Origin of the sequence: Flavobacterium sp. (assembly GCF_024642105.1) — a bacterium.
Classification (GTDB): domain Bacteria; phylum Bacteroidota; class Bacteroidia; order Flavobacteriales; family Flavobacteriaceae; genus Flavobacterium.
This window is the reverse complement of record NZ_JAHEBT010000056.1, coordinates 26,057-50,982: the sequence shown is the minus strand read 5'-3', so window position 1 is coordinate 50,982 and position 24,926 is coordinate 26,057. Positions and strand designations below refer to the sequence as shown.

Here is a 24,926-nt window from a genome sequence, read left to right as displayed (position 1 = left end):
AATTACAAAAATTTATGCACTTTATAACAAATATGTTAAGTTTGCACTCCATTTAAAACATCCATCATGCACATTTTCTACGGAAAAGCACCCTTAATAGCACACCTAAAACCTATTAAATCAGCACATTCCACTATTGGATTTGTCCCAACAATGGGCGCTTTGCACGCTGGACACCTAGCTTTAATGGAACTTTCTTTACAAGAAAACGACTATACGGTGGTGAGCATTTTTGTCAATCCAACCCAATTTAATAACCCGGAAGATTTAGCCAAATATCCTCGAACTTTAGAAGAAGATGTAAGAAAAATTACCGCTTTGAATCCGGAAATTATGGTGTACGCACCCTCTGTTGAAGATATTTACGATGGTAATCCTGTTTCTCAATCTTTTGATTTTGACGGATTAGAAAACCAAATGGAAGGCAAATTTAGACCCGGACATTTTGATGGAGTAGGCACAATTGTGAAACAGCTGTTTGAAATTGTAACGCCAACGAATGCTTATTTTGGAGAAAAGGATTTCCAACAATTGCAAATTGTCAAAAAATTAGTAGTCAAAAATCAGTTACCAGTCACTATCATTGGTTGTCCTATTTATAGAGAAGCCAATCAACTTGCCATGAGTTCAAGAAACGAGCGCTTGTCGGCTGAAGAACGAAACCAAGCAAGCTTAATTTACCAAACACTACTTCAGGCCAAAGAGAAATTTCAAAATGGAACTGTAGAAAGTGTGAATCAATTGGTACAACAGACTTTTGAAAACCACCCATTATTTGACTTGGAATACTTTGTCATCGCCGATGAAGAGACACTATTGCCTTGCACAACCAAAGAAAAACATAAGAATTACCGCGCATTTATTGCGGTTTTTGTTAACAATATTCGATTGATTGATACCATTTCACTAAATTAATTTACTTTTGCACCATGCAAATTCAAGTAGTAAAATCAAAAATACACCGCGTTAAAGTAACCGGAGCCGATTTAAATTACATCGGGAGCATCACTATTGACGAGGCTTTACTCGAAGCTTCTAACATTATTGAAGGCGAAAAAGTAGCTATCGTGAACGTAAACAATGGCGAACGTTTTGAAACCTATGCTATTAAAGGAGAAAAAAACTCCGGCACCATCACTTTAAACGGGCCAGCCGCTCGAAAAGTACAAAAAGACGATATCATTATTATTATTTCGTATGCGACACTCGAGTTTGAAGAAGCTAAAACTTTCAAGCCGTGGATTATTTTTCCTAATGAAAATGATAATTCCTTGACATAATCGAAATCCCCTTTATATAAATAAAACCACTCTCAAAAGGAGTGGTTTTTTTGTTATTTCATTAACCCTTATTTATATTATTTTTATTAGAACATTCTTTACTGTAAATTTGAATTCAATTTATTCCAAGAATTATGTCGAAAGTCAAAACTACTTTTTTCTGTCAAAACTGCGGAACACAATATGCCAAATGGCAAGGACAATGCAACGCCTGTAAAGAATGGAACACCATTGCCGAAGAGATTGTTCAAAAACAAGAAAAAGTAGCTTGGAAAAGCGAACCGACAGTTGCTGGAAAAGCACCAAAACCTTTGCGAATAAATGAAATCGATTCTACCCAAGAAATTCGCTTAGACACGACTGACAATGAACTCAACCGCGTTTTAGGAGGTGGTATTGTTCCTGGATCTTTGATTCTTTTGGGAGGTGAACCGGGTATCGGAAAAAGTACACTTTTGCTTCAAATTTCCCTCAGTTTACCTTATAAAACGCTTTATGTTTCGGGTGAAGAAAGTCAAAAACAAATTAAAATGCGTGCGGAGCGCATTACACCAAACGGCGATAATTGCTATATTCTGACCGAAACCAAAACACAAAATATCTTCAAACAAATTGAAGCCATCCAACCTGAAATTGTCATTATTGATTCGATTCAGACACTTCATACCGATTATATTGAATCCACACCAGGCAGTATTTCTCAAATTAGAGAAACAACGGCTGAGTTGATTAAATTTGCTAAAGAAACCAATATTCCTGTTATTTTAATTGGTCATATTACCAAAGACGGCACCATTGCAGGTCCAAAAATTTTGGAACACATGGTCGATACCGTTTTGCAATTTGAAGGCGACAGAAATCATGTGTACCGCATTTTGCGTTCGCTAAAAAATCGTTTTGGATCTACTGCTGAAATCGGAATTTACGAAATGTTAGGCAGCGGCTTACGCGAAGTGTCCAATCCTTCGGAGATTTTGATTTCGCACAAAGACGAAGAATTATCAGGAACTGCCATTGCCACTACTTTAGAGGGTATGCGCCCTTTGATGCTCGAAATACAAGCTTTAGTAAGCACCGCCGTGTACGGAACGCCTCAACGTAGCACGACTGGATACAATGCCAAAAGACTGAATATGATTTTGGCAGTTTTAGAAAAACGAGCCGGTTTCCGTTTGGGTGCCAAAGACGTTTTCTTAAACATCACTGGAGGTATTTCCGTGGACGATCCGGCTATTGATTTAGCGGTGGTTGCCGCTATTTTATCTTCCAATGAAGACATTCCTGTCAATAAAGATTTTTGTTTTGCTGGCGAGGTAGGTCTTTCTGGTGAAATTCGTCCCGTAAACCGAGTGGATCAACGCATTCAAGAAGCCGAAAAATTAGGATTTTCGACCATTTTTGTGTCCAAATACAATAAAATTGCGTTGAAAAATCCTGGAATTAAAATTCGTCTAGTGGCTAAAATTGAAGATGTGGCAGGGGAATTATTTGGGTAATTCACTAACACAGATTTCACAAATTGCCACCGATTTAAAAAAACACTCTGTATTTGGAAATTAATCCTTTTCACCTTAACCGCAACCAAAGCGTTAATAGCGCGTTAATTAATTCCAAGCTCTTTTATTTTTTTCTAACTTTAAGTAAAACAGTATTTTAACTTAAAATGAAGAATCATGAAACGACAAACAGGAATTTGGATTGACAGCTCAAAAGCTATTATTGTTAGCCTAGATGGCAAAAAAGAAAGTATTACCGAAATTGATTCGGACATTGAAAATAAATCGCACCACAACCGCGAAGGAAACAAAGGTACATTCGCTGGGAATCATCACAGTGCTAACGAAACTCAATTGAATAACCGCAAAAAAGAACAAACCAATTACTTTATGGACTCGGTAATTGACTATGTCAAAAAATCAGATGAATTGTATGTGTTTGGCCCTGCAGGTGCTAAAACCGAATTAAAAAAAAGGATTCAAGACGAAAAAATTATCACTCCAGACAAGTTAAAAGGGGTTACTACTGCAGATAAAATGACAATCAATCAGATTGTTGCCAAGGTAAGAGATTTTTATAACTTATAAAATAAGCAAAAATTAAAGAGGGGGCTAAAAAAGCAGCATTTTTGTCATTCCGAATTTATTTCGGAATCCATAATGAATTATCAAAAAGTAGTCGAAAGAAACTGAAACAAGTTCAGTTTAACAAGAATAACCCTGTTTGTAGCCTCCTTTTATATCTGTATCACAAACTATTCGTACTTGTGAAATGCTTTTTTATTGAAGAAAAGCAAAATTCCAACCCCGGTAGAAATAGCCACATCGGCAATATTAAAAATAGCGTTGAAAAATGTAAATTCTTTGCCACCCCAAATTGGTAACCAAGTAGGTAAATTACCTTGCCAAATAGGAAAATAAAACATATCAACCACTTTCCCATGAAACCAAGTTCCATACGGTTTATTTGAAAATAAAGTAGCTACATTTTGTTGGCTATCATCAAACGACACACCATAAAAAACCGAATCTAAAATATTTCCGAAAGCTCCCGCCATAATCAAAGCAATGGCCACAATCAAATAATTAGAACTGTGTCTTTTCTTTACCGAATCCCAAAGCCAGTACCCTATTCCTGCAACTGCAAATAAACGGAATACCGTCAAAATTAGTTTGCCATATTCTCCTGGAATTTTGGTTCCCCATGCCATTCCTTCGTTTTCAATAAAATAAATTTTAAACCAAGAAAACACCTCCACTTCTTCACCTAAAATGAAGTTGGTTTTGATGTAAATTTTAGATACTTGGTCTATAAGTAGTATAAAAACAACAAGAAAGTAAGCGCTTCGTAATGACATTGAATTCTGTTTCATGCGGCAAAAGTAAATAAATTCCAAAAATAAAAATTCCAAATCCCAAGATTTCTAATCAGAAATTCTTGAAATTTGGAAAGGTATGCTTTTACAGCGATTTCTTATCGTTGCATGTTTTTAGCTTCGATACTCATTGTAGCGTGAGGCACAATTAACAAACGTTCTTTGCTAATTAATTTTCCTGTCACTTTACACACTCCGTAGGTTTTATTTTCAACACGGAAAAGCGCATTTTTCAAATCACGAATGAACTTTTCTTGACGAATAGCTAATTGTGAGTTGGCTTCTTTAGACATGGTTTCGCTACCTTCTTCAAACGCTTTGAATGTTGGAGACGTATCGTCTGTTCCATTATTCAAATCATTCATATAAGCACTTTTAATCAAGTCTAAATCTTCTTGAGCTTTTTGTATTTTCTTTTGAATTAATTCTTTGAATTCTGCTAAATCAGCATCTGAGTATCTTGCAATTTCATCTACCATAACTCCATTATTTAGTGATTATTATTCTTGTTTTTATATCGTCAAATTCTATTTCTAATCCGTTAGCTACTTCATTTTCAAAAACCAAACTTTCGGTTAAGGTTTCTGACTTGATGTACTCTTCATTAGCCACTACGGCTGCTTGTAATTCGGCATTGTGTTGTAACGTCACTTTAATTTTATCTGTTACTTCAAACCCTGAATCTTTACGGATATTTTGAATTCGGTTGACCAATTCTCTCGCAATCCCTTCTTGTTTCAATTCTGCCGAAATGGTAATGTCTAACGCTACTGTAATTCCGTTAGAATTAGCCACTAACCAACCTTCAATATCCTGCGATGTAATTTCTACATCTTCTATAGTTAAAGATACGGTATTTCCCGCAATAACAATAGCTAAACTTCCTTCGCGTTCCAATTCATTGATTTGATCTGGCGAAAATCCTTGTATCTCCTTAGAAATCAAGCCCATGTCTTTTCCAAAACGAGGTCCTAATGTCTTGAAATTAGGTTTAATTTGTTTGACCAAAATCCCCGAAGCATCGTCTAAAAGCACAATTTCTTTTACGTTTACTTCCGCTTTTATCAAGTCTGATACTGCTTCGATTTCAGCTCTTTGATTGTTGTCAAGTACCGGAATCATTACCTTTTGCAAAGGTTGACGCACTTTAATCATCTCTTTTTTACGAAGCGACAATACCAATGATGAAATCGTTTGGGCTTTTTGCATTTTGCTTTCCAACGATTTATCAACAAAGTTTTCAACGTATTCTGGAAATTTTGCCAAATGTACACTCTCAAAACCTTCTGAATGTGTCGCTTGTGTTAAGTCTCTGTATAATTTATCCATATAAAATGGCGCAATTGGTGCAGCCAATTTACTTATACTTAACAAACAAGTGTATAAGGTTTGGTAAGCAGCGATTTTATCTTGCGCATACTCCCCTTTCCAAAAACGTCTTCTGCACAAACGAACGTACCAGTTACTCAAGTTTTCCTGAACAAAATCAGAAATCGCACGAGCCGCTCTGGTTGGTTCATAATCAGCATAAAAACCATCGACATCTTTAATCAACGTATTCAATTCTGATATAATCCAACGGTCAATTTCTGGGCGTTCTGCCAACGGAATCTCAGCTTCTGAATAGGTAAAACCATCGATATTGGCATACAAACTAAAGAACGAATAGGTGTTGTATAAGGTCCCGAAGAACTTACGACGCACCTCAGCAATTCCTTCCAAGTCAAACTTTAAATTATCCCAAGGATTCGCATTGGATATCATGTACCAACGCGTCGCATCTGGACCATATTCTTTCAAAGTTTCAAAAGGATCAACGGCATTTCCTAAACGTTTCGACATTTTCTGTCCGTTTTTGTCCAATACCAATCCGTTAGAAACCACATTTTTATACGCGATTTTGTCAAAAACCAAAGTTCCAATAGCGTGCAAAGTATAAAACCAACCACGGGTTTGATCGACTCCTTCAGCAATAAAATCAGCTGGAAACATACGCTTGTCAACCTGAACTTGTTTCAGGTTCTCCTCTTTAGATTCCGAAACAAGTTCGGAATGACAAACGCCATCTATAAGTTCTTTATTTTCAAATGGGTAATGCCATTGTGCATAAGGCATTGCGCCTGAATCAAACCAAACGTCAATCAAATCGCTTTCGCGTTGCATTGGTTTTCCTGAAGCAGAAACCAAAGTGATTTCGTCCACTACATTTTTGTGCAAATCAATCAAATCATAATTCGCTTCCGACATGTTTCCAATTTCGAAACCAGCAAACGGATTTGTTTTTTGACAACCCGCCTGAATTGATTTTTCAATTTCGTGGTACAATTCTTCAACCGAACCAATCAAGATTTCTTCTTGTTTGTCTTCGGTTCTCCAAATTGGCAACGGAATTCCCCAATATCTAGAACGCGATAAATTCCAATCGTTAGCGTTTTTCAACCAGTTTCCAAAACGACCTTCACCTGTAGCTTTTGGCTTCCAGTTGATGGAATCGTTCAAGTCAAACATACGGTCACGCACTTCGGTAATCTTGATGAACCAAGAATCCAATGGGTAATATAAAATAGGCTTATCCGTTCTCCAACAATGTGGGTAACTGTGGACGTATTTTTCCACTTTGAACGCCTTATTTTCTTCTTTTAACTGAATCGCAATTTCTACATCGGCAGAACGCTCTGGTGCTTCACCCTCGTTATAGTATTCGTTTTTAACGTATTTACCTGATAAATCACCTAGTCCATTTACAAATTTACCTTGTAAATCCACCAAAGGAACTGGCGTACCATTTTCGTCCAAAACCAACATTGGCGGCACTTCGGGAGTAGCTGCTGCCGCCACTTTAGCATCATCTGCACCAAAAGTAGGCGCGGTATGTACAATTCCTGTTCCGTCTTCGGTAGTAACGAAATCTCCTGCAATCACACGGAACGCATCTTCAGCATTTTGATACGGCAAAGCCAACGGCATCAATTGCTCGTAACGAATTCCAACCAAGTCCGCTCCTTTGGCTTCCGCCAAAATTTGAAATGGAATTTTCTTATCTCCTGCTTTGAAATTTTCAAAATCAGCAGCTTCTGCCGATTCGAAAAACGTTTTGCCAAATTGTTTTCCCACCAAGTTTTTAGCCAAAATGACATTCGTTGGTAAGAACGTATATTGATTGAAGGTTTTCACCAACACATAATCAATTTTTGAACCTACAGTCAAAGCGGTATTCGATGGCAAAGTCCAAGGTGTTGTCGTCCAAGCCAAGAAAAAAGCCTCCCCCAGCCCCTCCAAAGGAGGGGAGCTAAGACCAAATGCTTTTAAAATTGAATTGCTACCAATTCCCCCTTCGGGGGTTAGGGGGCTTCTGAACTGTGCTACAATGGTAGTGTCCGTTACATCGCGGTACGAACCTGGTTGATTCACCTCGTGCGAAGACAATCCTGTCCCTGCTTTTGGCGAGTACGGCTGAATGGTGTACCCTTTGTACATCAAATCCTTGTTGTAGATTTGTTTCAACAACCACCACACGGTTTCCATATATTTAGGTTTGTACGTCACATACGGATCTTCCATATCTACCCAATACCCCATTTTCTCCGTTAGATCGTTCCAAACGTCAGTATAGCGCATCACGGTGCGTTTGCACGCCTCGTTGTATTCTTCTACGGTGATGGTTTTACCAATGTCTTCTTTGGTAATTCCCAATTCTTTTTCGGTACCTAATTCAACCGGCAAACCGTGGGTATCCCAACCTGCTTTACGCTTTACTTGGAACCCTTTTTGAGTTTTATAGCGACAAAAAATATCTTTAATAGCACGTGCCATCACGTGGTGAATTCCTGGCAAGCCATTTGCCGAAGGCGGCCCCTCAAAAAACACGTACGGCGGATTCCCCTCACGGGTAGTTACCGTTTTCTCAAATATCGTTTCTTTCTTCCAAAAATCCAGCACTTCTTCTGCCGATTTTGGCAAGTCAAGTCCTTTGTATTCAGTAAATTTTGTGCTCATGGTATGCTTTTCTAAATCGAGTTGCGAAAGTAATGATTTATAGGCAAAAGGCAAAAGGCAATAGCTAAAAGTTATTGATACTGATTAATGTGTGATTTTTAAAGGGAAATTAAATACTAAATTCTAACACAGATTGCACAGATTACCACAGATCATTAAAATTTAAGAGAATTGAAAAACAGTCACTTTCACACAAATCCTTCCGTGTGGGTACTTTTAATAAGAAGTACTCAACCAATCTGAGAAATTCGTGAAATCTGTGTTAGATTGCTTCGTCGTTCCTCCTCGCAATGACGTTATGCAAAAACCTCCTTCAATACGTCCAAGGATTTGGGTTTTCTAAAGCCGTCCAAGTGATAGCTGTAGTAATCCATTAGGATTTTCAAGAGAATTTGTCTTTCAATAACATGAAAAATCTTTTGATCCGAATCCCATTTTAAGTCAATCAGTTTTTTAAACAAAAGGGTTTCGTGTTCCGTCAACGAACTCACGGCATGAAAAGGAGAAAAAACACCTTCTACCAATTCGAAAAAAGCCTGATCCCTGTCAGTTACATCAGGGTAAAAACCAAAATATTTGGTCATTTCGAGTAATAAAATCAAATGAAAGTTAGCCGTTTCATTGTGATTATCGAGCCACTGCAACGCCGCTTCTATAAACGTAAAAAGCGCTTCGTTTTTTTCTTCTTCGTGTATGGAATGGTGCAAAATCTCCGACAAGAACAACACAATGGTGCTTTTAACAATGTCGGTATGAATCGAATGAAAAGGCGTGGCAATTTTAATTTCTTTAAAATTTTCCAAAGTACCTTTATTCTTATGCACCGCTTCAATTTCTAAAATACTCAAGGGCTGGAAATAGGCGATTTTTTGATTCGATTTTCGAGACGAAAAAGCATCTCGAACAAAATACGATTTCAAACCGTGCGTCAGGGTAAAGCATTTTACAATCAGGCTTTTTTCCTGAAATTTTAATGCCGAAATAACAATCGCTTTGGTTTTGACTTGCATTTATTGAAATAGTACTATTTGGTGAAAAATCAAACTCATTTATTAACTGTTTTTTGCCACAGATTTAACGGATTCAACGGATTTTATCCGTGAAAATCAGTATAATCTGTAAAATCCGTGGTCCAATTTTAATTAACCTAAATCAAAAAGGCTACTATTTAGGATTTAAAAAATCAATGTTTTGATTATTAACGTACAAATATACTACATATAAAAAAACCTTCTCCCGAAAATCGAAAGAAGGTTTTTTAGCATTTGAATTAATAGTCTTATACCACCCCTTGTGCAAGCATTGCATCAGCTACTTTCACAAATCCAGCGATATTGGCTCCTTTTACATAGTTAACATACCCATCTTCTTCTGCACCATATTTTTTACATTGATTGTGAATCCCCACCATAATGTCTTTTAATCGCGCATCTACTTCCTCGCTCGTCCAGTTCAAACGAATGGAATTTTGCGTCATTTCTAAACCAGAAGCAGCAACTCCACCCGCATTAGCGGCTTTACCTGGAGCAAAAAGCACTTTGTTTTCTAGGAACAATTTGATTGCTTCTAAAGTACAAGGCATATTCGCCGCTTCGGTTACACAAATCACACCGTTAGCAATTAAATTTTTAGCATCTTGCTCGTTCAACTCATTTTGAGTCGCACATGGAATCGCGATATCTACTTTAGCCTCCCAAGGGCTTTTGCCTTTGTGGAACTCGGCGTTAGGATATTTCTCTAAATAGGCTTCGGCTTTGTTATCGCCACGCGCTCTTAACTCCAACATAAAGTCGATTTTTTCACCTGAAATTCCGTCTTTATCATAAATATACCCGTCAGGACCTGAAATGGTCACGACTTTTCCACCTAATTCATTCACTTTCAAAGCGACTCCCCAAGCCACGTTTCCAAAACCTGAAATCGCTACGGTTTTCCCTTTGATATCTTGACCAATGGTACGCAACATTTGCTCTGTAAAATATACTACACCGTATCCTGTTGCTTCTGGACGAATTAATGAACCTCCGTAAGCCAATCCTTTTCCGGTTAATACTCCCGTAAATTCATTGCGAATGCGTTTGTATTGTCCAAATAAGTAGCCAATTTCTCTTGCTCCTACTCCGATATCTCCCGCAGGAACATCCAAATCTGGTCCAATGTGACGGCACAATTCCGTCATAAACGATTGACAGAAACGCATGATTTCACCATCCGATTTTCCTTCTGGATCAAAATCAGAGCCTCCTTTTCCACCACCCATTGGTAGTGTAGTCAAACTATTTTTGAATACTTGTTCGAAAGCCAAGAATTTCAAAACCGATAAATTCACGGTATGATGAAAACGAATTCCGCCTTTATACGGTCCAATAGCCGAGTTCATTTGGATTCTAAATCCGCGATTTACAATAATTTCTCCTTTATCATCCACCCACGGCACTCTAAAAATGATAGAACGCTCTGGCTCGGCAATACGAAGTAATATGTTTTTTCCGTCGTATTTTTTTCGTTCGGAGATAAACGGAATTACTGTTTCAGCAAATTCTCTAACGGCTTGAATGAATTCAGGTTCGTTTGGATTTTTGGCTTCTACCAAAGCCATAAATTGATTTATTTTTTCTTCCATCTTTAGCACTAAATTTAGGTCAATACAATTGATTTTAAGTTCAAATCGGTTTTTAAGAAATCGATTTCGTAACTACAAACAAAGATAGATGTAATTGAAGAATAAATCCACGCCATTTAACGAGTTTTTTTGCAGATTTATCGTTTTAACAAGCTATTTTAAAGAAATTTACACTTACAATAATAAAATTTACGAAAACGATATAGTTTTCGCAATTTTTACATAAAATGATTGTTTTATTATTTCAAGAAAAAATACTTTACAGCAACTTGCGAATACTCATTATAATTCCAAGATGAAGTCCTTCGTGAAAATTATTATACGCCATCGCGTCTTTGACATTTTTCAAGACAAATCCACTAGAGGTAGGATATTCAGTAAATTCAGTAAATAAACCACTACCATAATCGGCTTGCGTTTGGTCTATAGTATCAAATAAAAGGGATTTTATTTCGTCAACTTCAGCTTGAGTCGCGGCTTGTTCTGGTTTAGTTCCTTTTCTGTATTTGTCTACCAATTCGTCAGAAACTAACATGTTCAAACCGGAAAGCTTGTAAATTAACAACTGCTGAGTCACTACAACGTGGGCAATATTCCAAAATAAATTATTGCTAAATCCTTCCGGAATTGCATTTAATTGGTCTAAAGTGTAGTCCTCTAAAAAGGGAGCGATTAATTTTCGGCTAGTTCTGTTCAGTTCGAATGTTTGTTCCATTGGGTTTTGATTTGAAATTTTTGCTAAAAATAATCATTTTAAGTATCAAATGAATTTTCTTTGCAAAAAAGTAATCGCGTTTCAATATGAACAAAATATACTACCTCGCTTCTTGCGACACCTGCCGAAAAATAATTAAAGCCTTGCCAGAAGGCCATAATTTGGTTTTTCACGATATCAAACAAGACCCTATTACTGAAGAACAATTAGACGAAATGTACCAACTTTCGGGCAGTTACGAGGCCCTTTTTAGCAAAAAAGCACAATTATACAAGTCTTTAGGATTAAAGGACAAAGCCCTTACCGAAACCGATTTTAAGAAATACCTCTTGGAACACTATACTTTTTTGAGTCGCCCCGTTTTTATTATTAACGGAGCCATCTACATTGGCAACAGCCAACAAAATATACTCCAAGTTCACAACGCATTACGCTAATGTCTAAACGAAATCTCGCTTTACTAGCCGCTACTTTTGTTTCTATCATCTATGGAATGACCTTTACCATCGCCAAAGATGTGATGCCTCAGTATGTGGATGCTTACGGATTTATCGTTTTTCGGGCAGGCGGGTCCACCATTTTATTTTGGTTAATCTGGGTGGTGCTAAAATTCAGCGGTAAAATCCCTTCCGAAAAAATAAGCCGTGCGGATTTCCCTAGAGTAATCGCAGCCGCTTTCTTCGGAATAGCCTTGAATATGCTTTGTTTTTTCAAAGGGTTAAGCCTCACTTCTCCTATCAGTGCCGCCGTAATTATGGTATCCACTCCTATGATTGTTTTGGTGCTTTCGGCGATTATTTTGAAAGAGCGCTTACGAAAACGAATGATTACAGGACTCCTATTAGGATTGATTGGAACTACTTTCCTTATTCTGTATGGCAAGTCGGTTGGTAACGCTACCAATGCAGGTTTGGGCAATTTATTAGTCTTAATCAATGCTATTTCTTACGGTTTTTACCTCATCATTGTCAAAAAATTAATGCATACCTACAACGCTTTTACTTTTGTAAAATGGATTTATTTAATCGGATTTCTAATGGTTTTGCCTTTTGGCTGGGATGTTTTTCAAACTGTCAATTGGGCTGTTGTACCCATGCCTGTTTTTTGGAAAATTGGCTTCGTCGTGTTCTTTTCAACTTTCCTAAATTATTTATTGAACCTGCTTTCCATGAAAGAATTAAGTCCAACTACAGTAGCTGTTTTTGTGTATTTGCAGCCGCTGTTTGCTACCATTTTTGCCATTGGATTAGGAAAAGACGAATTGAATGGCGTTAAAATAATCTCGGCAGCGCTAATTTTTAGTGGGGTTTATCTGGTTACAATGAAGAAATCCTAAAATTTCAATACATTTGTAGCTATTACACAATTCATATATGATACAATCAATGACTGGTTTTGGTAAAGCTACGTTGCAATTACCAACCAAAAAAATCACGGTAGAAGTAAAATCATTAAACAGTAAAGGACTCGATTTAAATGTAAGAATCCCTTCGCTTTACCGCGAAATGGAATTGGGTTTGCGCAACCAAATTGCACTGAAATTAGAAAGAGGTAAGGTCGATTTTTCGATTTTCATCGAAAGTACGGCCGAACAAACTTCAACCAAAGTCAATGTGCCAATTGTGAAAGGGTATATCGAACAATTAAGAGCCGTTTATACTGAAGCTGATGAAGTAGAATTGATGAAAATGGCAATTCGCATGCCGGATACCATGAAAATTGAGCGTGAAGAAATTGACGAAAAGGATTGGTCGCAAATCGAAACCGCTATCAACGAAGCGTTGCAAAACATCTTGAACTTTAGAAAAGACGAAGGACAATCGCTTGAAAAAGAATTTCAATTGCGTATTGCGAATATTCGCCAGTACATGAACGAAGCGTTGGCACTGGATCCAGAACGTGTTCAAGCCATTAAGGACCGTTTGCAAACTGCCATTGCCGAATTAAAAGTAAACGTAGATGAAAATCGTTTCGAACAAGAATTGATTTACTACTTGGAAAAATTAGATATTACCGAAGAAAAAGTGCGCTTAACGAATCATTTGGATTATTTCTTAGAAACGATCAAAGGAACGGAAGCTAATGGTAGAAAATTAGGTTTTATTACCCAAGAAATGGGACGCGAAATCAACACCATGGGTTCTAAATCGAATCACGCACAAATGCAAAAATTAGTCGTTCAAATGAAAGACGAATTGGAGAAAATTAAGGAGCAGGTTTTAAACGTTTTGTAATTTTTTGTCATTCTGAACTTGTTTCAGAATCTGAAAATTGAGATCCTGAAACAAGTTCAGGATGACAGAGCACCAACTAAAAAAGAGGATGAGATTGCTTTGCTTCGTGCCTCGCAACTCCTCGCAATGACTTTAAAATGAAAAAAGGAAAATTAATCGTATTCTCAGCTCCATCAGGTTCGGGAAAAACTACTATAGTTAGGCATTTATTGGCGCAGGCCGATTTGAATTTAGAGTTCTCCATTTCAGCGGCTACTCGCGAAGCGCGTGGTGAAGAAGTGAATGGTAAGGACTATTATTTTATGTCGTTAGACCAATTCAAACAACACATCAAAAATGAAGATTTTGTAGAATGGGAAGAAGTGTACCGCGATAATTTTTACGGAACTTTAAAAAGCGAAGTGGAGCGCATTTGGGCCAAAGGCAAAAATGTGATTTTTGATATTGATGTAGCTGGCGGTTTGCGTATTAAATCTAAATTCCCAGAAGAAACCTTAGCCGTTTTTGTGAAACCACCAAGCGTTGACGAACTAAAACGCAGGTTGAAAGAGCGCTCTACCGAAAGCGAAGAAAAAATCAATATGCGTATTGCAAAAGCCCACGTAGAATTAGCTACTGCGCCACAATTTGATGTAATCATAAAAAATTACGACTTAGAGGTAGCTTTAGACGAAGCGTATCAATTAGTGAAAAATTTCATCAACGAAGGCAAAAGCCATTAGCCAAAAGGCATTAGTTTATTAGCTAATCACTTATGGCTATTGCCTATTGCCTAAAAAAGAAGATAAAATGAAAATAGGTCTCTATTTCGGAACGTTTAATCCAATTCATGTGGGGCATTTAATTATTGCCAATCACATGGCGGAGCATGCCGATTTAGACCAGGTTTGGATGGTGGTTACCCCACACAATCCGTTGAAAAAGAAAAGCACACTGCTGGCTGACCATCACCGATTAGAAATGGTGTTTTTGGCAACGGAAGATTTTCCGAAAATTAAACCTTCGGATATTGAATTCAAGCTTTCACAACCTAATTATACCGTGAATACTTTGGTTCATTTGGAAGAAAAATATCCCGAGCATACGTTCTCTTTAATTATGGGCGAAGACAATTTGAAGTCGTTCCACAAATGGAAAAATTACGAGGCTATTTTGGCACATCACGAAATCTATGTCTATCCACGACTAGACTCCGCCGATGACGCTACCGAAAACACACTTTTTACAAACCATCCAAAAATCCATCTAATTAATGCTCCAGTAGTAGAAATATCTTCTACATCTATTAGAGAACATATCAAAAAAGGAAAAAATGTACTGCCTTTACTACCTCCAAAAGTTTGGGAATACATTGATCACAATAATTTTTACAAAAAATAAAACGGCACTATTAACAGTTGTTTACCAAGCTGTTACTTCCTAATTTAGTACCTTTAATAAAAACTTATACTCATGTTAAATTTTGAATTATACAATCCTGTCAAATTAATTTTTGGAAAAGGAGAAATAGAAAAATTAAGTACTTTAATTCCTAAAGAATCGAAAGTATTAGTCGCTTATGGCGGTGGAAGTATTTTTAAAAATGGAATTTACGATCAAGTAAAAACGGCACTACACGGTTTTGATGTGGTGGAATTTGGCGGAATCGAAGCCAACCCGTATTATGAAACGTTGATGAAAGCTGTGGAAATCATTCGCGAACAAAAAATAGATTTCATTTTGGCTGTGGGTGGCGGAAGCGTAATAGACGGAGTAAAATTCATCTCGGCTGCCGTTAAATTTGAAGGCAATCCAATGGACATTCTACACCAAAGAATCATCTTCAAAGAAGGTGCTGATGTGGTTCCTTTTGGAACGGTTCTAACTTTGCCTGCTACAGGAAGTGAAATGAATTCAGGGTCAGTGGTTTCTATAAAAGCAACGCAAGAAAAACGCGATTTTGGTGGTTCGGCTATGTTTCCAAAGTTTTCAATTTGTGATCCAAGCGTAATTGCTTCTTTACCAAAAAGGCAACTACAAAATGGTGTTATTGACGCTTATGTTCACGTTTTGGAACAATATTTAACCTATCCGCACGAAGGCTATTTACAAGATCGAATTGCCGAAAGCATTTTACAAACCCTAATTGAAGTTGGGCCTCAAGTAGTCGAAAATCCAACCGATTATACCTTGGCCTCTAACTTCATGTGGAGTTGTACCATGGCATTAAACGGATTGATTCAAAAAGGCGTTCCGTCAGACTGGGCGACACACATGATTGGACATGAATTAACAGCTTTATACAATATTGACCACGCCAGAACATTGGCTATTATTGGCCCTAATCTATTCCGCGTTTTATTTGAAACCAAAAAAGAAAAATTAGCGCAATACGGAAAAAGAGTGTTCCAATTGACTGGAACCGAGGAAGAAATTGCCCGTCAAGCGATTGAAGCAACCGTAGCTTTTTACCACACCATGGGAATGAAAACCAAAATTTCTGAAAATGCTGTTAACATTGAAAACACAGCTGATTTTATCGTAAATCGATTTGAAGAAAGAGGTTGGAAAGCATTAGGAGAAAGACAAAACCTTACTTTAGACAAACTGCGTAAGATTGTTGAATTGAGCTATTAGTTTAAAATCAAAAAGGCGTTCTACTAACTACTGTGGGACGCCTTTTCAAAATACAAAAACAAAACTAACTAACTCAAAGTGCATTTTTAACTATAAAAACTTCATTAATAATAGTTTACAACGTAAACTATTATTTTTTATTGTGCAGCAGTGTAAAAAAATAAATAAAAATGTAGTCGTTGTATTGCTAAAGCCTATCACTTCTGATAATGCCAATTAGAATAAATTGGTGTTTTTTGTTTTTTTTACCTACTTTTGATTAAATCCAATACATAAAATGGCCGAAAATTTAAAATTTGCAGTGATTGGTGGAGGTAGTTGGGCTACCGCCATTGCGAAAATGTTATGTACTAATTTACCAGAAATTTCTTGGTACATGCGTAACGAAGCTGCAATTGAACATATCAAAACAGAAAAACACAATCCGAATTACTTAAGTTCGGTGGAGTTTGACACCAATAAACTACGATTAACCCACGATATTAACGAAGCGGTTGCTTATGCCGATTATCTGATTTTTGCTATTCCATCTGCTTTTTTGGAAGCTGAATTGGCTAATTTGACTACTTCGCTAGAGAACAAAATCATTTTCTCTGCCATTAAAGGTATTGTGCCTGAAACGAGTTTAATTGTGGGTGAACATTTTCATTTCAATTATAACATTCCTTATTATAATATAGGTGTAATTACAGGGCCTTGTCATGCCGAAGAGGTGGCATTAGAGCGACTTTCGTACCTGACTATTGCGTGTGGAGATCCTGAAAAAGCGACCATTGTAGCCAAAAATTTATCCAGCAATTACATCAAAACTAAAATTACCGATGACATTATTGGTACTGAATATGCAGCGATGTTAAAAAACATTTATGCAGTAGCCGCAGGAATTGCTCATGGTTTAGGCTATGGAGATAACTTCCAATCGGTTTTGATGAGTAATGCTATTCGGGAAATGAAGAAATTCATCAAAAAAGTACATAAAATGAAACGCAACATCAATGACTCGGCTTATTTGGGCGATTTATTGGTTACAGGATATTCTGTTTTTTCTCGAAACAGAATGTTCGGAAATATGATTGGAAAAGGTTATACCGTAAAGAGTGCGATGATGGAAATGAGTATGGTAGCCGAAGGGTATTATGCCACTAAAAGTGCGTATCAATTGAATCAAGGTTACGGAGCCAGCACCCCAATTATTAATGCGGTATACAGCATTTTATACGAAGGAAAAAATGCCAAAAAAGTATTCAAAAACTTGACAGATCAACTGGATTAAATACAATTATTATGAGCGAAAGATGGAAATATCAGCTTAAAACAGGTGTTTTTTGGGGACTTTTTATGATCGGTTTCTCTACTTGGTACCTGTCTGGCACAACACCACTAGCCACCCAATTAGCAGACAACGGCTACTATTTTAGAGCCGTGGGTTATATTGTTTTTGGGATTTTTATATTGGGCTACTCTAGCTGGACCGCTAAAAAACGTAGAGAGGGTAAATAATTATCGAACAATTACACCCTCTACAAATAGAATTGGCACTTCTTCTTGATTGGCTTCTTGAATAGAATTCGCTTTGAAAATAAATTTCTTGTCATACAAAGTATTCCCTATAAAAAAGGTCACCATAAATTCATTGTTTAAAGCCAAAAGGCTTTTTTCAATCATCTCGATTTTGGCCACAGAAACCTCAGGAATTTCCGCAAAAGCATGACGTAAAACGGATGTTTTTTTCATCTCTCCGTCTAAGGTTCCAAATGCTTTAGAAACGACCATTACGCCGTCTAATTGAAAATCAGAATCGTTGACTAAATAGGCATACCACACTTTTTCCATGAAATCATCGCTCCATTCTTGAACGACTGCCATAAAAACATTTTCTACTTCGGGGATGATGATGTCTTTTTTCATATATGCAAAAGTTAATTTTTAGCGGACATATATGTAATCGCTTTATTTATTGGTGTTTGCTTGCGCAAACTTATGGTTAATGGCGATTTCATATTGTAAAAAACCCTTTCTAAATGTTACTTCAAAAAGGGCGAATTATAAATTATACTATTGATTTGAATTGTTCTAAGAAACGAACGTCATTTTCGTAAAACATTCGAATATCTCCAATTTGGTACAACAACATGGCGATACGCTCTACTCCCATTCCGAAAGCAAAACCATTGTATTCGTCAGGATTGATACCGCAGTTTTTCAATACATTCGGATCCACCATTCCGCAACCTCCAATTTCCAACCAACCTGTTCCTTTGGTAATACGGTAATCGGTTTCGGTTTTCAAGCCCCAATAAATATCGATCTCGGCACTTGGTTCTGTAAAAGGAAAATAAGAGGGTCTCAAACGAATTTTTGACTTTCCGAACATCTCTTTTGTAAAATACAATAAGGTTTGTTTTAAATCAGCAAAAGAAACGTCTTTGTCAATATACAAGCCTTCTACTTGATGGAAAATACAGTGGGAACGTGACGATACCGCTTCGTTACGAAAAACACGCCCAGGAGAAATTGTTCTAATTGGCGGTTTGTTATTTTCCATATAACGCACTTGAACAGATGAAGTATGCGTACGCAATAAAATATCAGGATTGGTTTGAATAAAAAAAGTATCCTGCATATCACGAGCCGGATGGTATTCTGGCAAGTTCAAAGCAGTAAAATTGTGCCAATCGTCTTCGATTTCTGGACCTTCAGACACGTTGAAGCCTACAGTTGAGAAAATATCGATTATTTGGTTTTTAACCAAAGAAATTGGATGACGCGACCCAATCAAAACCGGCTCTGCAGCACGAGTTAAATCACCATACACTCCTTTGCTTTCTTCTTTACTTTCTAAGGCTTCTTGGATGGATTTTACTTTATCTTCGGCAGACGTTTTCAATAAATTAATTACTTGTCCAAATTCTTTTTTCTGTTCGTTAGGAACATTTTTAAATTCGGCAAACAACTCTTTTAAAAGTCCTTTACTTCCTAAAAATTTAATTCTGAAAGCTTCTAGTTCTGCTGGATCTTGTGAGGAAAATCCTTGTGCTTCGCTAATATATTCTTTTATCTTATCTATCATCAGTCTTTTGGTAAAGGTGCAAAATTACGTTTTTTTAGTGAAAAGTAAAACCTTGTTTAGTGATTAGTTATTGGATACGAGTCACTATTATTTAATTAATTCTCTTTCCAGAAAATAATTCACAATCGCCTCTTTCATCAATACCGATTGCTCCCCTGCTTTTAATGGCGGTAATTCTTCTTTTACTTTGTAATGAGGCCAACCTTCTTCGTCAAAAAATTCAAATTCATAATACCCATACGGCTCTAATAATCGGCAAATGGCAATGTGCATTAAATTCAATTTTTCGTCTTTCTTGAACTCGCGATGCACCTGACCCAATTCCTGGATTCCGATTAAGTAAATGATGGCGTCCAAATCCAAATCTTCGCCTTGCGAAAACCGATCGGATAATATAACTACAAGCTGTTCCCAGCGTTCTTTCAATTGTGCGTCTCTTGACATTGGATTTACGATTTACGATTTACGATTTACGAAGTGCAAAACGAAACCAAAATTTGAGCCGCAAAGATAAGAAGTAGAAAATTGACAACAGACAATACTCAATTCTTTTATCTTTGTGCTTTTATACAATACAACTATGGGATTTTTAGACATTATTATTGGGGCATTATTGATTTATGCTGCATTCAAAGGAATTCAAAACGGACTTTTTGTAGAACTGGCTTCCTTTTTTTCTTTAATTGCAGGAATTTATTTAGCTTTCCAATTTTCCTCTATGGCAAAAACTGCGCTAGCAGGAGTCGTAAAATGGAATCCGTATTCTATTCAAGTTATTGCATTCATAATCACTTTTTTGGCAGTAATAATTGGAATATCTTTAGCCGGAAAGTTCTTGACTAAGTTGGTGAGTTTTGCTTATTTGGGATGGATCAACAAAGCGGGTGGTGGGTTTTTCAGAATGCTGAAAACGGTTTTAATTGTAAGTATCCTGTTTAGTGTTTTCGAAAAAATCAATTACAATCATTTTTTGGCCAAAAAAGAAACTTTAGATCGTTCTATTTTCTTTAATCCAATTCAAAAAACAGCTGATTTTGTTTTTCCTTCTATTCAGAAATTGTACCAAAAAGCAACCAAGAAATAACCCTAAACTCTTATTTTACTTCTCTAATGGCTGCGGATTCAATCCAACCTTCAGTCCCGTCTGTCAATTGAATTTTTTTCCATTTGCCCAAGGTTTCTTCGACAAAAACTTTAGTCCCTTCGTGGACTACAAAAGTGGCCGGACTTGCTTTTTGGGGTTCGTTTTTCACCTCAGTTGCTTCCGCAAAAACGATGGCTGGGCGTTCGTTTACAAAATGGTTTTTTTCAAAAATAGCCGCCCCTAGACTAATTAACAAGAACAGAATCCATACAAACATTCCCAAAAAGAAAATGCGTTTTGACAGGGTGGCTGGCGAAAAATAATACCCGATGAAAAAGCCTAAAAACAGCAATCCAAACACTACCGAAATCCATGCCCAAGTATTGTAATGATAAATAGCAGTAAAATCACGAAGTAGTTTGGCAAAGCCTACTTTTGGGACTTCTTTTACCTCATCAATAGTTAATTTCTGTGCGAATTTTAAATTATTGGCAATGTCAGTATCTTCTGGATGTAATACCAAAGCCTTCTCATAGTTGTAAATAGACGGCGCTACTTTATTCAATTTGTAGTAACAATTTCCTAAATTAAAATACAATTCAGCTGATTGTTGGTGGTTATCCAACACGCTTTCATAAGCTTGAATAGCCTGTTCATATTGCCCTTTTTGATACAAAACATTTCCTTTTTCAAATCCGCTTTGAGCGAATACAAAAGAAGTGATGAATAAAAATATGTAAACTAAATGTTTCATTTTGTTTTAATTATCAATTGTTAATTTTGAATTATCAATTGTTATATCTGTTTTTCCAATTCTGAAATAATAACTACCGCTTTATCAAAATCATTCTGAATAGACGTGCTTGAGGCGGGTGCATAACGAGCGAACTCACAGTTTTCAGTTAAGGCAATAAAATCAGTAACCACTTCTGGATTGGCATTGCGAGACAACAACAATTCTTGAATATTGTCTTTACTCATTTCCGAAGTTTCAAGGTGTAATTTGGCTTTCAAGAAATTGTGCATTGCTTTTTCCAAAGCCACATAAAACGGTTCTTTGTTGTTGATTTGTTTTTTGGCTTCTGACAAATATTTTTTAGCCAATCGGTTGTTCATTCGGATTCTGTTTCCAGTCACATCACCATCCAATGCTTCTTTTCTTCTTCTAAGAAGCACTACTATTGGCAACGCAATAAATGGCAATAACAACAATACATAATACCATAACGACCCAAAGAAATCATTAGGTTGTAAAGGCGTTAATTTTGTTTTTAATTTGATGAATTTGAATTGTTCTGACTTTTCAATTTTGTTTTTATTCGCACCTGCATTTGACGCCACAGCTTGTGTTGCTGTAGGTCCGTCCAATACATTAATTAATATTTCTTCTGATGTTAGCGTTTTGTAAGTTCCTGAACTCAAGTCAAAATAGCTAAACTGCATCGGTTTAATTGGATATTTTCCTTTGTACTGAGGCACAATCGTATAGCTATCCGATATTTTACCCGTCATTCCTGACAAGCCTGTATCAACATTCTCTTTGTGAACCGCATCATACATTTCGAGCGCATTCGGAGCTACGGGTTTGGGTAAATCAAATAATTTTAGATTCCCTTTTCCGCTTACACTCACCACTAAATCCAAACTTTCTCCGTTTTTCAAATTGGTTTTTGTTGGCGTTACTTTAAAATCAAAGTTACCCACCGCTCCTGTAAAACCTTCTGGTTTACCCGCTTCAGGAAGTGCTTTTACATTTATTGTTTTGGTTCCTGCCGAAACGCGTTTGTTGCCTTCGGTAATCATTACGCGACCAAACATATCCCTACGATTAGTTGGCAATTGTACATCTATATCTAACGCCAAAGGTTCGATTTTTAGACGGCCTGATTTTTGAGGGTATAGCACTGTTTTTCGCAAGGTTACAAAGCGATAGCGTTGTCCTTTGAACATCCCTTCTTCGGCAACTAATTGTTTGATGTCAATGTTCTGACTCCAAAAGTCATTGTATTTAGGCTTATTCAACTCGCGCCAATTGGTAATTCCAATATTGTAACTAAAATACAATTTATACACCACCGTAATCGGTTCATTGATGTACGGATTAGTTTTAGAAATATCGGCTACAAGATAAATGTTATTATCAGCTGATATTTGTGGTGCATTCGGATCGTTTGGATCGGCTTGTTGTTGCACCGGATTGGTAACTGTAACTCGAATAGGAGCAGTTTTATACAATTGCCCATTGAATTCAATCACCGCTTGTTTGATTACCAAATTCCCTTTTTGCAAAGGCAACAAAAAATAAGAATATATTTTCTCAAAAGAACTTCGTCCGTTAATCCATGATTGACTGATTTGCTGACTTGGTCCTGCAATCACTCGGAAGCCTTCAAAATTAGGCTGAATAAAATTATCCCCATCTACATTCATTATAAAATCTACTCGAAGTCTTTCGTTCAAACCGAGCGTGTTTCTGCTGACTTTTGCCTCAAATTGTACCTGAGCCAATAGTCCTTGAAAACTGATTAATAATAGGAGTATGTATTTTTTCATTGGTTGTTAAAATGGTATTCTTATTTCAAATTACTTACCAATCTTTTTCTGTTTGAACTGGTTTTCCTTTTACTTTTTGGGCATTGACTTTATTCTGAACTTTCTTTTCTTCGTTATTCACGGCATCCAACAAATTCTGAACTCGCTGTTGCGAAATTCCCCCTGGATTGGGTTTTGGCTGTCCTTGATTTTTAGACGGATCATCTTTTTTATCCGACTTGTTCTTATCCTTATCGCCTTTGTCGTCCTTTTTATCTTTATTTTGGTCGCCTTTATCCTTGTCCTTATCTTTATTCTCTCCGTCTTTCTTGTCGTCCTTTTTATCTTTGTCTTTGTTCTTGTCCTTGTTTTTATCTTTATTCTTATCGTCTTTTGGCGGATTGTCTTTCAACATTTTTTTAGCCAAAGCATAGTTGTAACGCGTTTCTTCATCTTCAGGATTGTTGCGAAGCGCATTTTTATAAGCTTCGACAGCCTGTGAATAGTTCTTCTCTTTCATAAACACATTCCCCAAATTGTGAAAGGCTTTGTGTTTTTGCGGACGCGTTTTGATATTTTTTAACGCATTAGCGAATGCGATTTTGGATTCAGAAAATTGGTTTTGACGGTAAATCGCATTTCCTAAATTGTACGAAGCTACCGTTCTTCTTGGGAATTTAGAATGTGAAATTCTATAATTGGCTTCGGCATCGGCATACTTTTTTGCTGCAAAGTCTTCATTTGCTTTGGGCAAAAGAGCATCTTTCTCTTGGGCTGTAATCGCCAAAGAAAACACGAGCAAAATAGATAGAAATACCTTTTTAATCATTTTATTGTTCCTTTTCATTAAACAAATTGAGTTGATTCACCCATTTGGTTTTGCGTTCCAATAGAAAAACATCCGCAAACAACAACACGAATGCAAATCCCAAAAACCACTGAAATTGCGACTGGAAATCGGCCATTTGAGTCGCCTCAAATTCGGTTTTTTCAATATTATTCAGGGCGTTTTTCACATAGTCAATAACCTGTTTGGTGTTGGCACCATTCACATAGCCTCCTTTGGTAGCTTTGGCGATAGCAGTCAAACTTTCAGAATTCAACTTAGTGATTACCACTTCGTTGTTATTGTCTCTTTTCAAACCTTCTAAAACCCCATTACGTCGTAACGGAATGGTTCCGCCATTTGGAGTTCCTACCCCTATCGTAATGATTTTAATGCCTAATTTATTGGCTTCTTCCGCAGCGGCTTCGGCACCTTCCGAATGGTCTTCTCCATCGGAAACTAAAATCAATAATTTGCTCGTTTTTTTATCATCAAAATACGTGGCCGACAATTTTATTGCTTCATCCAAAGACGTTCCTACAGACGAAACCATTTCGGTGTTCATACTTTGCAGAAACATTTTGGCAACGCTATAATCGGTTGTAATGGGCAAAACTGGAAACGAACTGCCCGCATAAGCTACAATTCCAATTCTGTCGTTACCCAATTGATTGATAATTTGGGAAACCAATTGCTTACTTTTTTCCAAACGACTTGGTGCTACATCTTCGCACAGCATACTTTTAGAAACGTCTATGGCAAAAACAATGTCGATTCCTTCTCGTTTTACGGTTTCCATTTTAGTGCCAATTTTTGGATTGACCAAGCCTAAAATCAAACCTGTTAAAGCCAAAAGCAACACCACTAATTTTAAAATAGGTTTAAAAACAGAACTGTCCGGACTTAATCGCTGCACCAGTTCCAAATCACCAAATTCGCGCTGTTTTTTTCTCTTCCAATACATATTGAAAAGAAAAACCAACACCAAAAGCGGCAGTAGCAGTAGTAAGTACAAATATATTTTTTCGTCTAATTCCATTATTGATTTCTCATTTTTTAAACACAAAGTTCGCTATGT

26 protein-coding genes are annotated in these 24,926 nt (G+C 36.8%); 13 read left to right on the top strand and 13 right to left on the bottom strand.

The features are described 5' to 3' along the window. The first annotated feature begins 66 nt into the window (after positions 1 to 66). From panC to Q0L65_RS12860, 4 genes are all read left to right on the top strand, one after another. Positions 67 to 915: a pantoate--beta-alanine ligase gene (gene panC, locus Q0L65_RS12875; protein ID WP_296687030.1), complete on the top strand. Its 849-nt coding sequence runs from the start codon at positions 67 to 69 to the stop codon at positions 913 to 915. A gap of 14 nt (positions 916 to 929) precedes the next feature. Then, the gene (gene panD / locus Q0L65_RS12870; protein ID WP_229326604.1) at positions 930 to 1,280 is read left to right on the top strand and encodes an aspartate 1-decarboxylase; all 351 of its coding nucleotides are present in this window, start codon (positions 930 to 932) and stop codon (positions 1,278 to 1,280) included. Positions 1,281 to 1,414: 134 nt separating this feature from the next. Continuing rightward, positions 1,415 to 2,776, top strand: coding sequence for a DNA repair protein RadA (gene radA / locus Q0L65_RS12865; protein WP_296687026.1), 1,362 nt, complete (start codon positions 1,415 to 1,417; stop codon positions 2,774 to 2,776). Between the two features lie 177 nt (positions 2,777 to 2,953). Next, on the top strand, positions 2,954 to 3,364 hold the full coding sequence (locus Q0L65_RS12860) for a hypothetical protein (RefSeq protein ID WP_296687023.1): 411 nt from the start codon (positions 2,954 to 2,956) through the stop codon (positions 3,362 to 3,364). A gap of 167 nt (positions 3,365 to 3,531) precedes the next feature. On the opposite strand, the gene Q0L65_RS12855 is transcribed toward Q0L65_RS12860, so the two are convergent. The 6 genes from Q0L65_RS12855 to Q0L65_RS12830 form a co-directional block, all read right to left on the bottom strand. Then, positions 3,532 to 4,134 carry a lipoprotein signal peptidase gene (locus tag Q0L65_RS12855; protein WP_296687258.1) on the bottom strand — a complete coding sequence of 201 codons (603 nt, stop codon included), beginning with the start codon at positions 4,132 to 4,134 and terminating at the stop codon, positions 3,532 to 3,534. A gap of 116 nt (positions 4,135 to 4,250) precedes the next feature. Further along, positions 4,251 to 4,631 carry a TraR/DksA C4-type zinc finger protein gene (locus Q0L65_RS12850; protein WP_296687021.1) on the bottom strand — a complete coding sequence of 127 codons (381 nt, stop codon included), beginning with the start codon at positions 4,629 to 4,631 and terminating at the stop codon, positions 4,251 to 4,253. A 7-nt stretch (positions 4,632 to 4,638) separates the two neighbouring features. After that, on the bottom strand, positions 4,639 to 8,148 hold the full coding sequence (gene ileS, locus Q0L65_RS12845) for an isoleucine--tRNA ligase (RefSeq protein WP_296687019.1): 3,510 nt from the start codon (positions 8,146 to 8,148) through the stop codon (positions 4,639 to 4,641). 296 nt (positions 8,149 to 8,444) lie between these two features. Continuing rightward, positions 8,445 to 9,158 carry a DNA repair protein RecO gene (recO, locus tag Q0L65_RS12840; RefSeq protein ID WP_296687017.1) on the bottom strand — a complete coding sequence of 238 codons (714 nt, stop codon included), beginning with the start codon at positions 9,156 to 9,158 and terminating at the stop codon, positions 8,445 to 8,447. A gap of 269 nt (positions 9,159 to 9,427) precedes the next feature. Then, on the bottom strand, positions 9,428 to 10,771 hold the full coding sequence (gene gdhA, locus Q0L65_RS12835) for an NADP-specific glutamate dehydrogenase (RefSeq protein ID WP_296687015.1): 1,344 nt from the start codon (positions 10,769 to 10,771) through the stop codon (positions 9,428 to 9,430). A 259-nt stretch (positions 10,772 to 11,030) separates the two neighbouring features. Continuing rightward, the gene (locus Q0L65_RS12830; RefSeq protein ID WP_296687013.1) at positions 11,031 to 11,486 is read right to left on the bottom strand and encodes a DinB family protein; all 456 of its coding nucleotides are present in this window, start codon (positions 11,484 to 11,486) and stop codon (positions 11,031 to 11,033) included. Between the two features lie 86 nt (positions 11,487 to 11,572). Here Q0L65_RS12830 and Q0L65_RS12825 point away from each other — a divergent pair, with 86 nt between their 5' ends. From Q0L65_RS12825 to Q0L65_RS12790, 8 genes are all read left to right on the top strand, one after another. After that, a complete protein-coding gene (locus Q0L65_RS12825) occupies positions 11,573 to 11,923 on the top strand; it encodes an arsenate reductase family protein (RefSeq protein ID WP_296687011.1) in 351 nt (116 codons plus the stop codon). Continuing rightward, entirely contained in the window at positions 11,923 to 12,822 is a 900-nt protein-coding gene (locus tag Q0L65_RS12820) for a DMT family transporter (RefSeq protein WP_296687010.1), read from the top strand. Before Q0L65_RS12825 ends, Q0L65_RS12820 begins: the two co-directional genes overlap by 1 nt. A 37-nt stretch (positions 12,823 to 12,859) precedes the next feature. Further along, positions 12,860 to 13,720, top strand: a complete 861-nt coding sequence (locus Q0L65_RS12815; protein WP_296687008.1) for a YicC/YloC family endoribonuclease — start codon at positions 12,860 to 12,862, stop codon at positions 13,718 to 13,720. Positions 13,721 to 13,857: 137 nt separating this feature from the next. Beyond that, a complete protein-coding gene (gmk, locus tag Q0L65_RS12810; RefSeq protein ID WP_296687007.1) occupies positions 13,858 to 14,442 on the top strand; it encodes a guanylate kinase in 585 nt (194 codons plus the stop codon). 67 nt (positions 14,443 to 14,509) lie between these two features. Further along, positions 14,510 to 15,100 carry a nicotinate (nicotinamide) nucleotide adenylyltransferase gene (gene nadD, locus Q0L65_RS12805; protein WP_296687005.1) on the top strand — a complete coding sequence of 197 codons (591 nt, stop codon included), beginning with the start codon at positions 14,510 to 14,512 and terminating at the stop codon, positions 15,098 to 15,100. A 72-nt stretch (positions 15,101 to 15,172) separates the two neighbouring features. Beyond that, the gene (locus tag Q0L65_RS12800) at positions 15,173 to 16,336 is read left to right on the top strand and encodes an iron-containing alcohol dehydrogenase (RefSeq protein WP_296687003.1); all 1,164 of its coding nucleotides are present in this window, start codon (positions 15,173 to 15,175) and stop codon (positions 16,334 to 16,336) included. A gap of 277 nt (positions 16,337 to 16,613) precedes the next feature. Next, positions 16,614 to 17,609, top strand: a complete 996-nt coding sequence (locus Q0L65_RS12795) for an NAD(P)H-dependent glycerol-3-phosphate dehydrogenase (RefSeq protein WP_296687001.1) — start codon at positions 16,614 to 16,616, stop codon at positions 17,607 to 17,609. Between the two features lie 11 nt (positions 17,610 to 17,620). Next, positions 17,621 to 17,836, top strand: a complete 216-nt coding sequence (locus tag Q0L65_RS12790) for a hypothetical protein (protein WP_296686998.1) — start codon at positions 17,621 to 17,623, stop codon at positions 17,834 to 17,836. Here the strand turns inward: Q0L65_RS12790 and Q0L65_RS12785 are convergent, their stop codons facing one another. The 3 genes from Q0L65_RS12785 to Q0L65_RS12775 all read right to left on the bottom strand — a co-directional run bounded on the left by Q0L65_RS12785 (position 17,837) and on the right by Q0L65_RS12775 (position 19,850). Then, positions 17,837 to 18,244: a hypothetical protein gene (locus Q0L65_RS12785; RefSeq protein ID WP_264534333.1), complete on the bottom strand. Its 408-nt coding sequence runs from the start codon at positions 18,242 to 18,244 to the stop codon at positions 17,837 to 17,839. 142 nt (positions 18,245 to 18,386) lie between these two features. Beyond that, complete coding sequence (gene pheS, locus Q0L65_RS12780) at positions 18,387 to 19,406, bottom strand: phenylalanine--tRNA ligase subunit alpha (protein ID WP_296686996.1); 1,020 nt, start codon at positions 19,404 to 19,406, stop codon at positions 18,387 to 18,389. 87 nt (positions 19,407 to 19,493) lie between these two features. After that, the gene (locus tag Q0L65_RS12775) at positions 19,494 to 19,850 is read right to left on the bottom strand and encodes a hypothetical protein (RefSeq protein ID WP_296686994.1); all 357 of its coding nucleotides are present in this window, start codon (positions 19,848 to 19,850) and stop codon (positions 19,494 to 19,496) included. Positions 19,851 to 19,986: 136 nt separating this feature from the next. Between Q0L65_RS12775 and Q0L65_RS12770 the strand changes: the two genes are divergently transcribed. Further along, complete coding sequence (locus Q0L65_RS12770) at positions 19,987 to 20,490, top strand: CvpA family protein (RefSeq protein WP_296686991.1); 504 nt, start codon at positions 19,987 to 19,989, stop codon at positions 20,488 to 20,490. Between the two features lie 10 nt (positions 20,491 to 20,500). On the opposite strand, the gene Q0L65_RS12765 is transcribed toward Q0L65_RS12770, so the two are convergent. Genes Q0L65_RS12765 through Q0L65_RS12750 form a run of 4 tightly spaced genes read right to left on the bottom strand, consistent with a single transcriptional unit; the run spans position 20,501 to position 24,887 of the window. Beyond that, on the bottom strand, positions 20,501 to 21,244 hold the full coding sequence (locus Q0L65_RS12765; protein WP_296686988.1) for a tetratricopeptide repeat protein: 744 nt from the start codon (positions 21,242 to 21,244) through the stop codon (positions 20,501 to 20,503). 41 nt (positions 21,245 to 21,285) lie between these two features. Continuing rightward, on the bottom strand, positions 21,286 to 23,043 hold the full coding sequence (locus Q0L65_RS12760; protein WP_296686986.1) for a BatD family protein: 1,758 nt from the start codon (positions 23,041 to 23,043) through the stop codon (positions 21,286 to 21,288). Between the two features lie 34 nt (positions 23,044 to 23,077). Continuing rightward, on the bottom strand, positions 23,078 to 23,851 hold the full coding sequence (locus tag Q0L65_RS12755) for a tetratricopeptide repeat protein (RefSeq protein ID WP_296686984.1): 774 nt from the start codon (positions 23,849 to 23,851) through the stop codon (positions 23,078 to 23,080). Position 23,852: 1 nt separating this feature from the next. Continuing rightward, entirely contained in the window at positions 23,853 to 24,887 is a 1,035-nt protein-coding gene (locus Q0L65_RS12750) for a VWA domain-containing protein (RefSeq protein WP_296686980.1), read from the bottom strand. Positions 24,888 to 24,926: the final 39 nt, after the last annotated feature.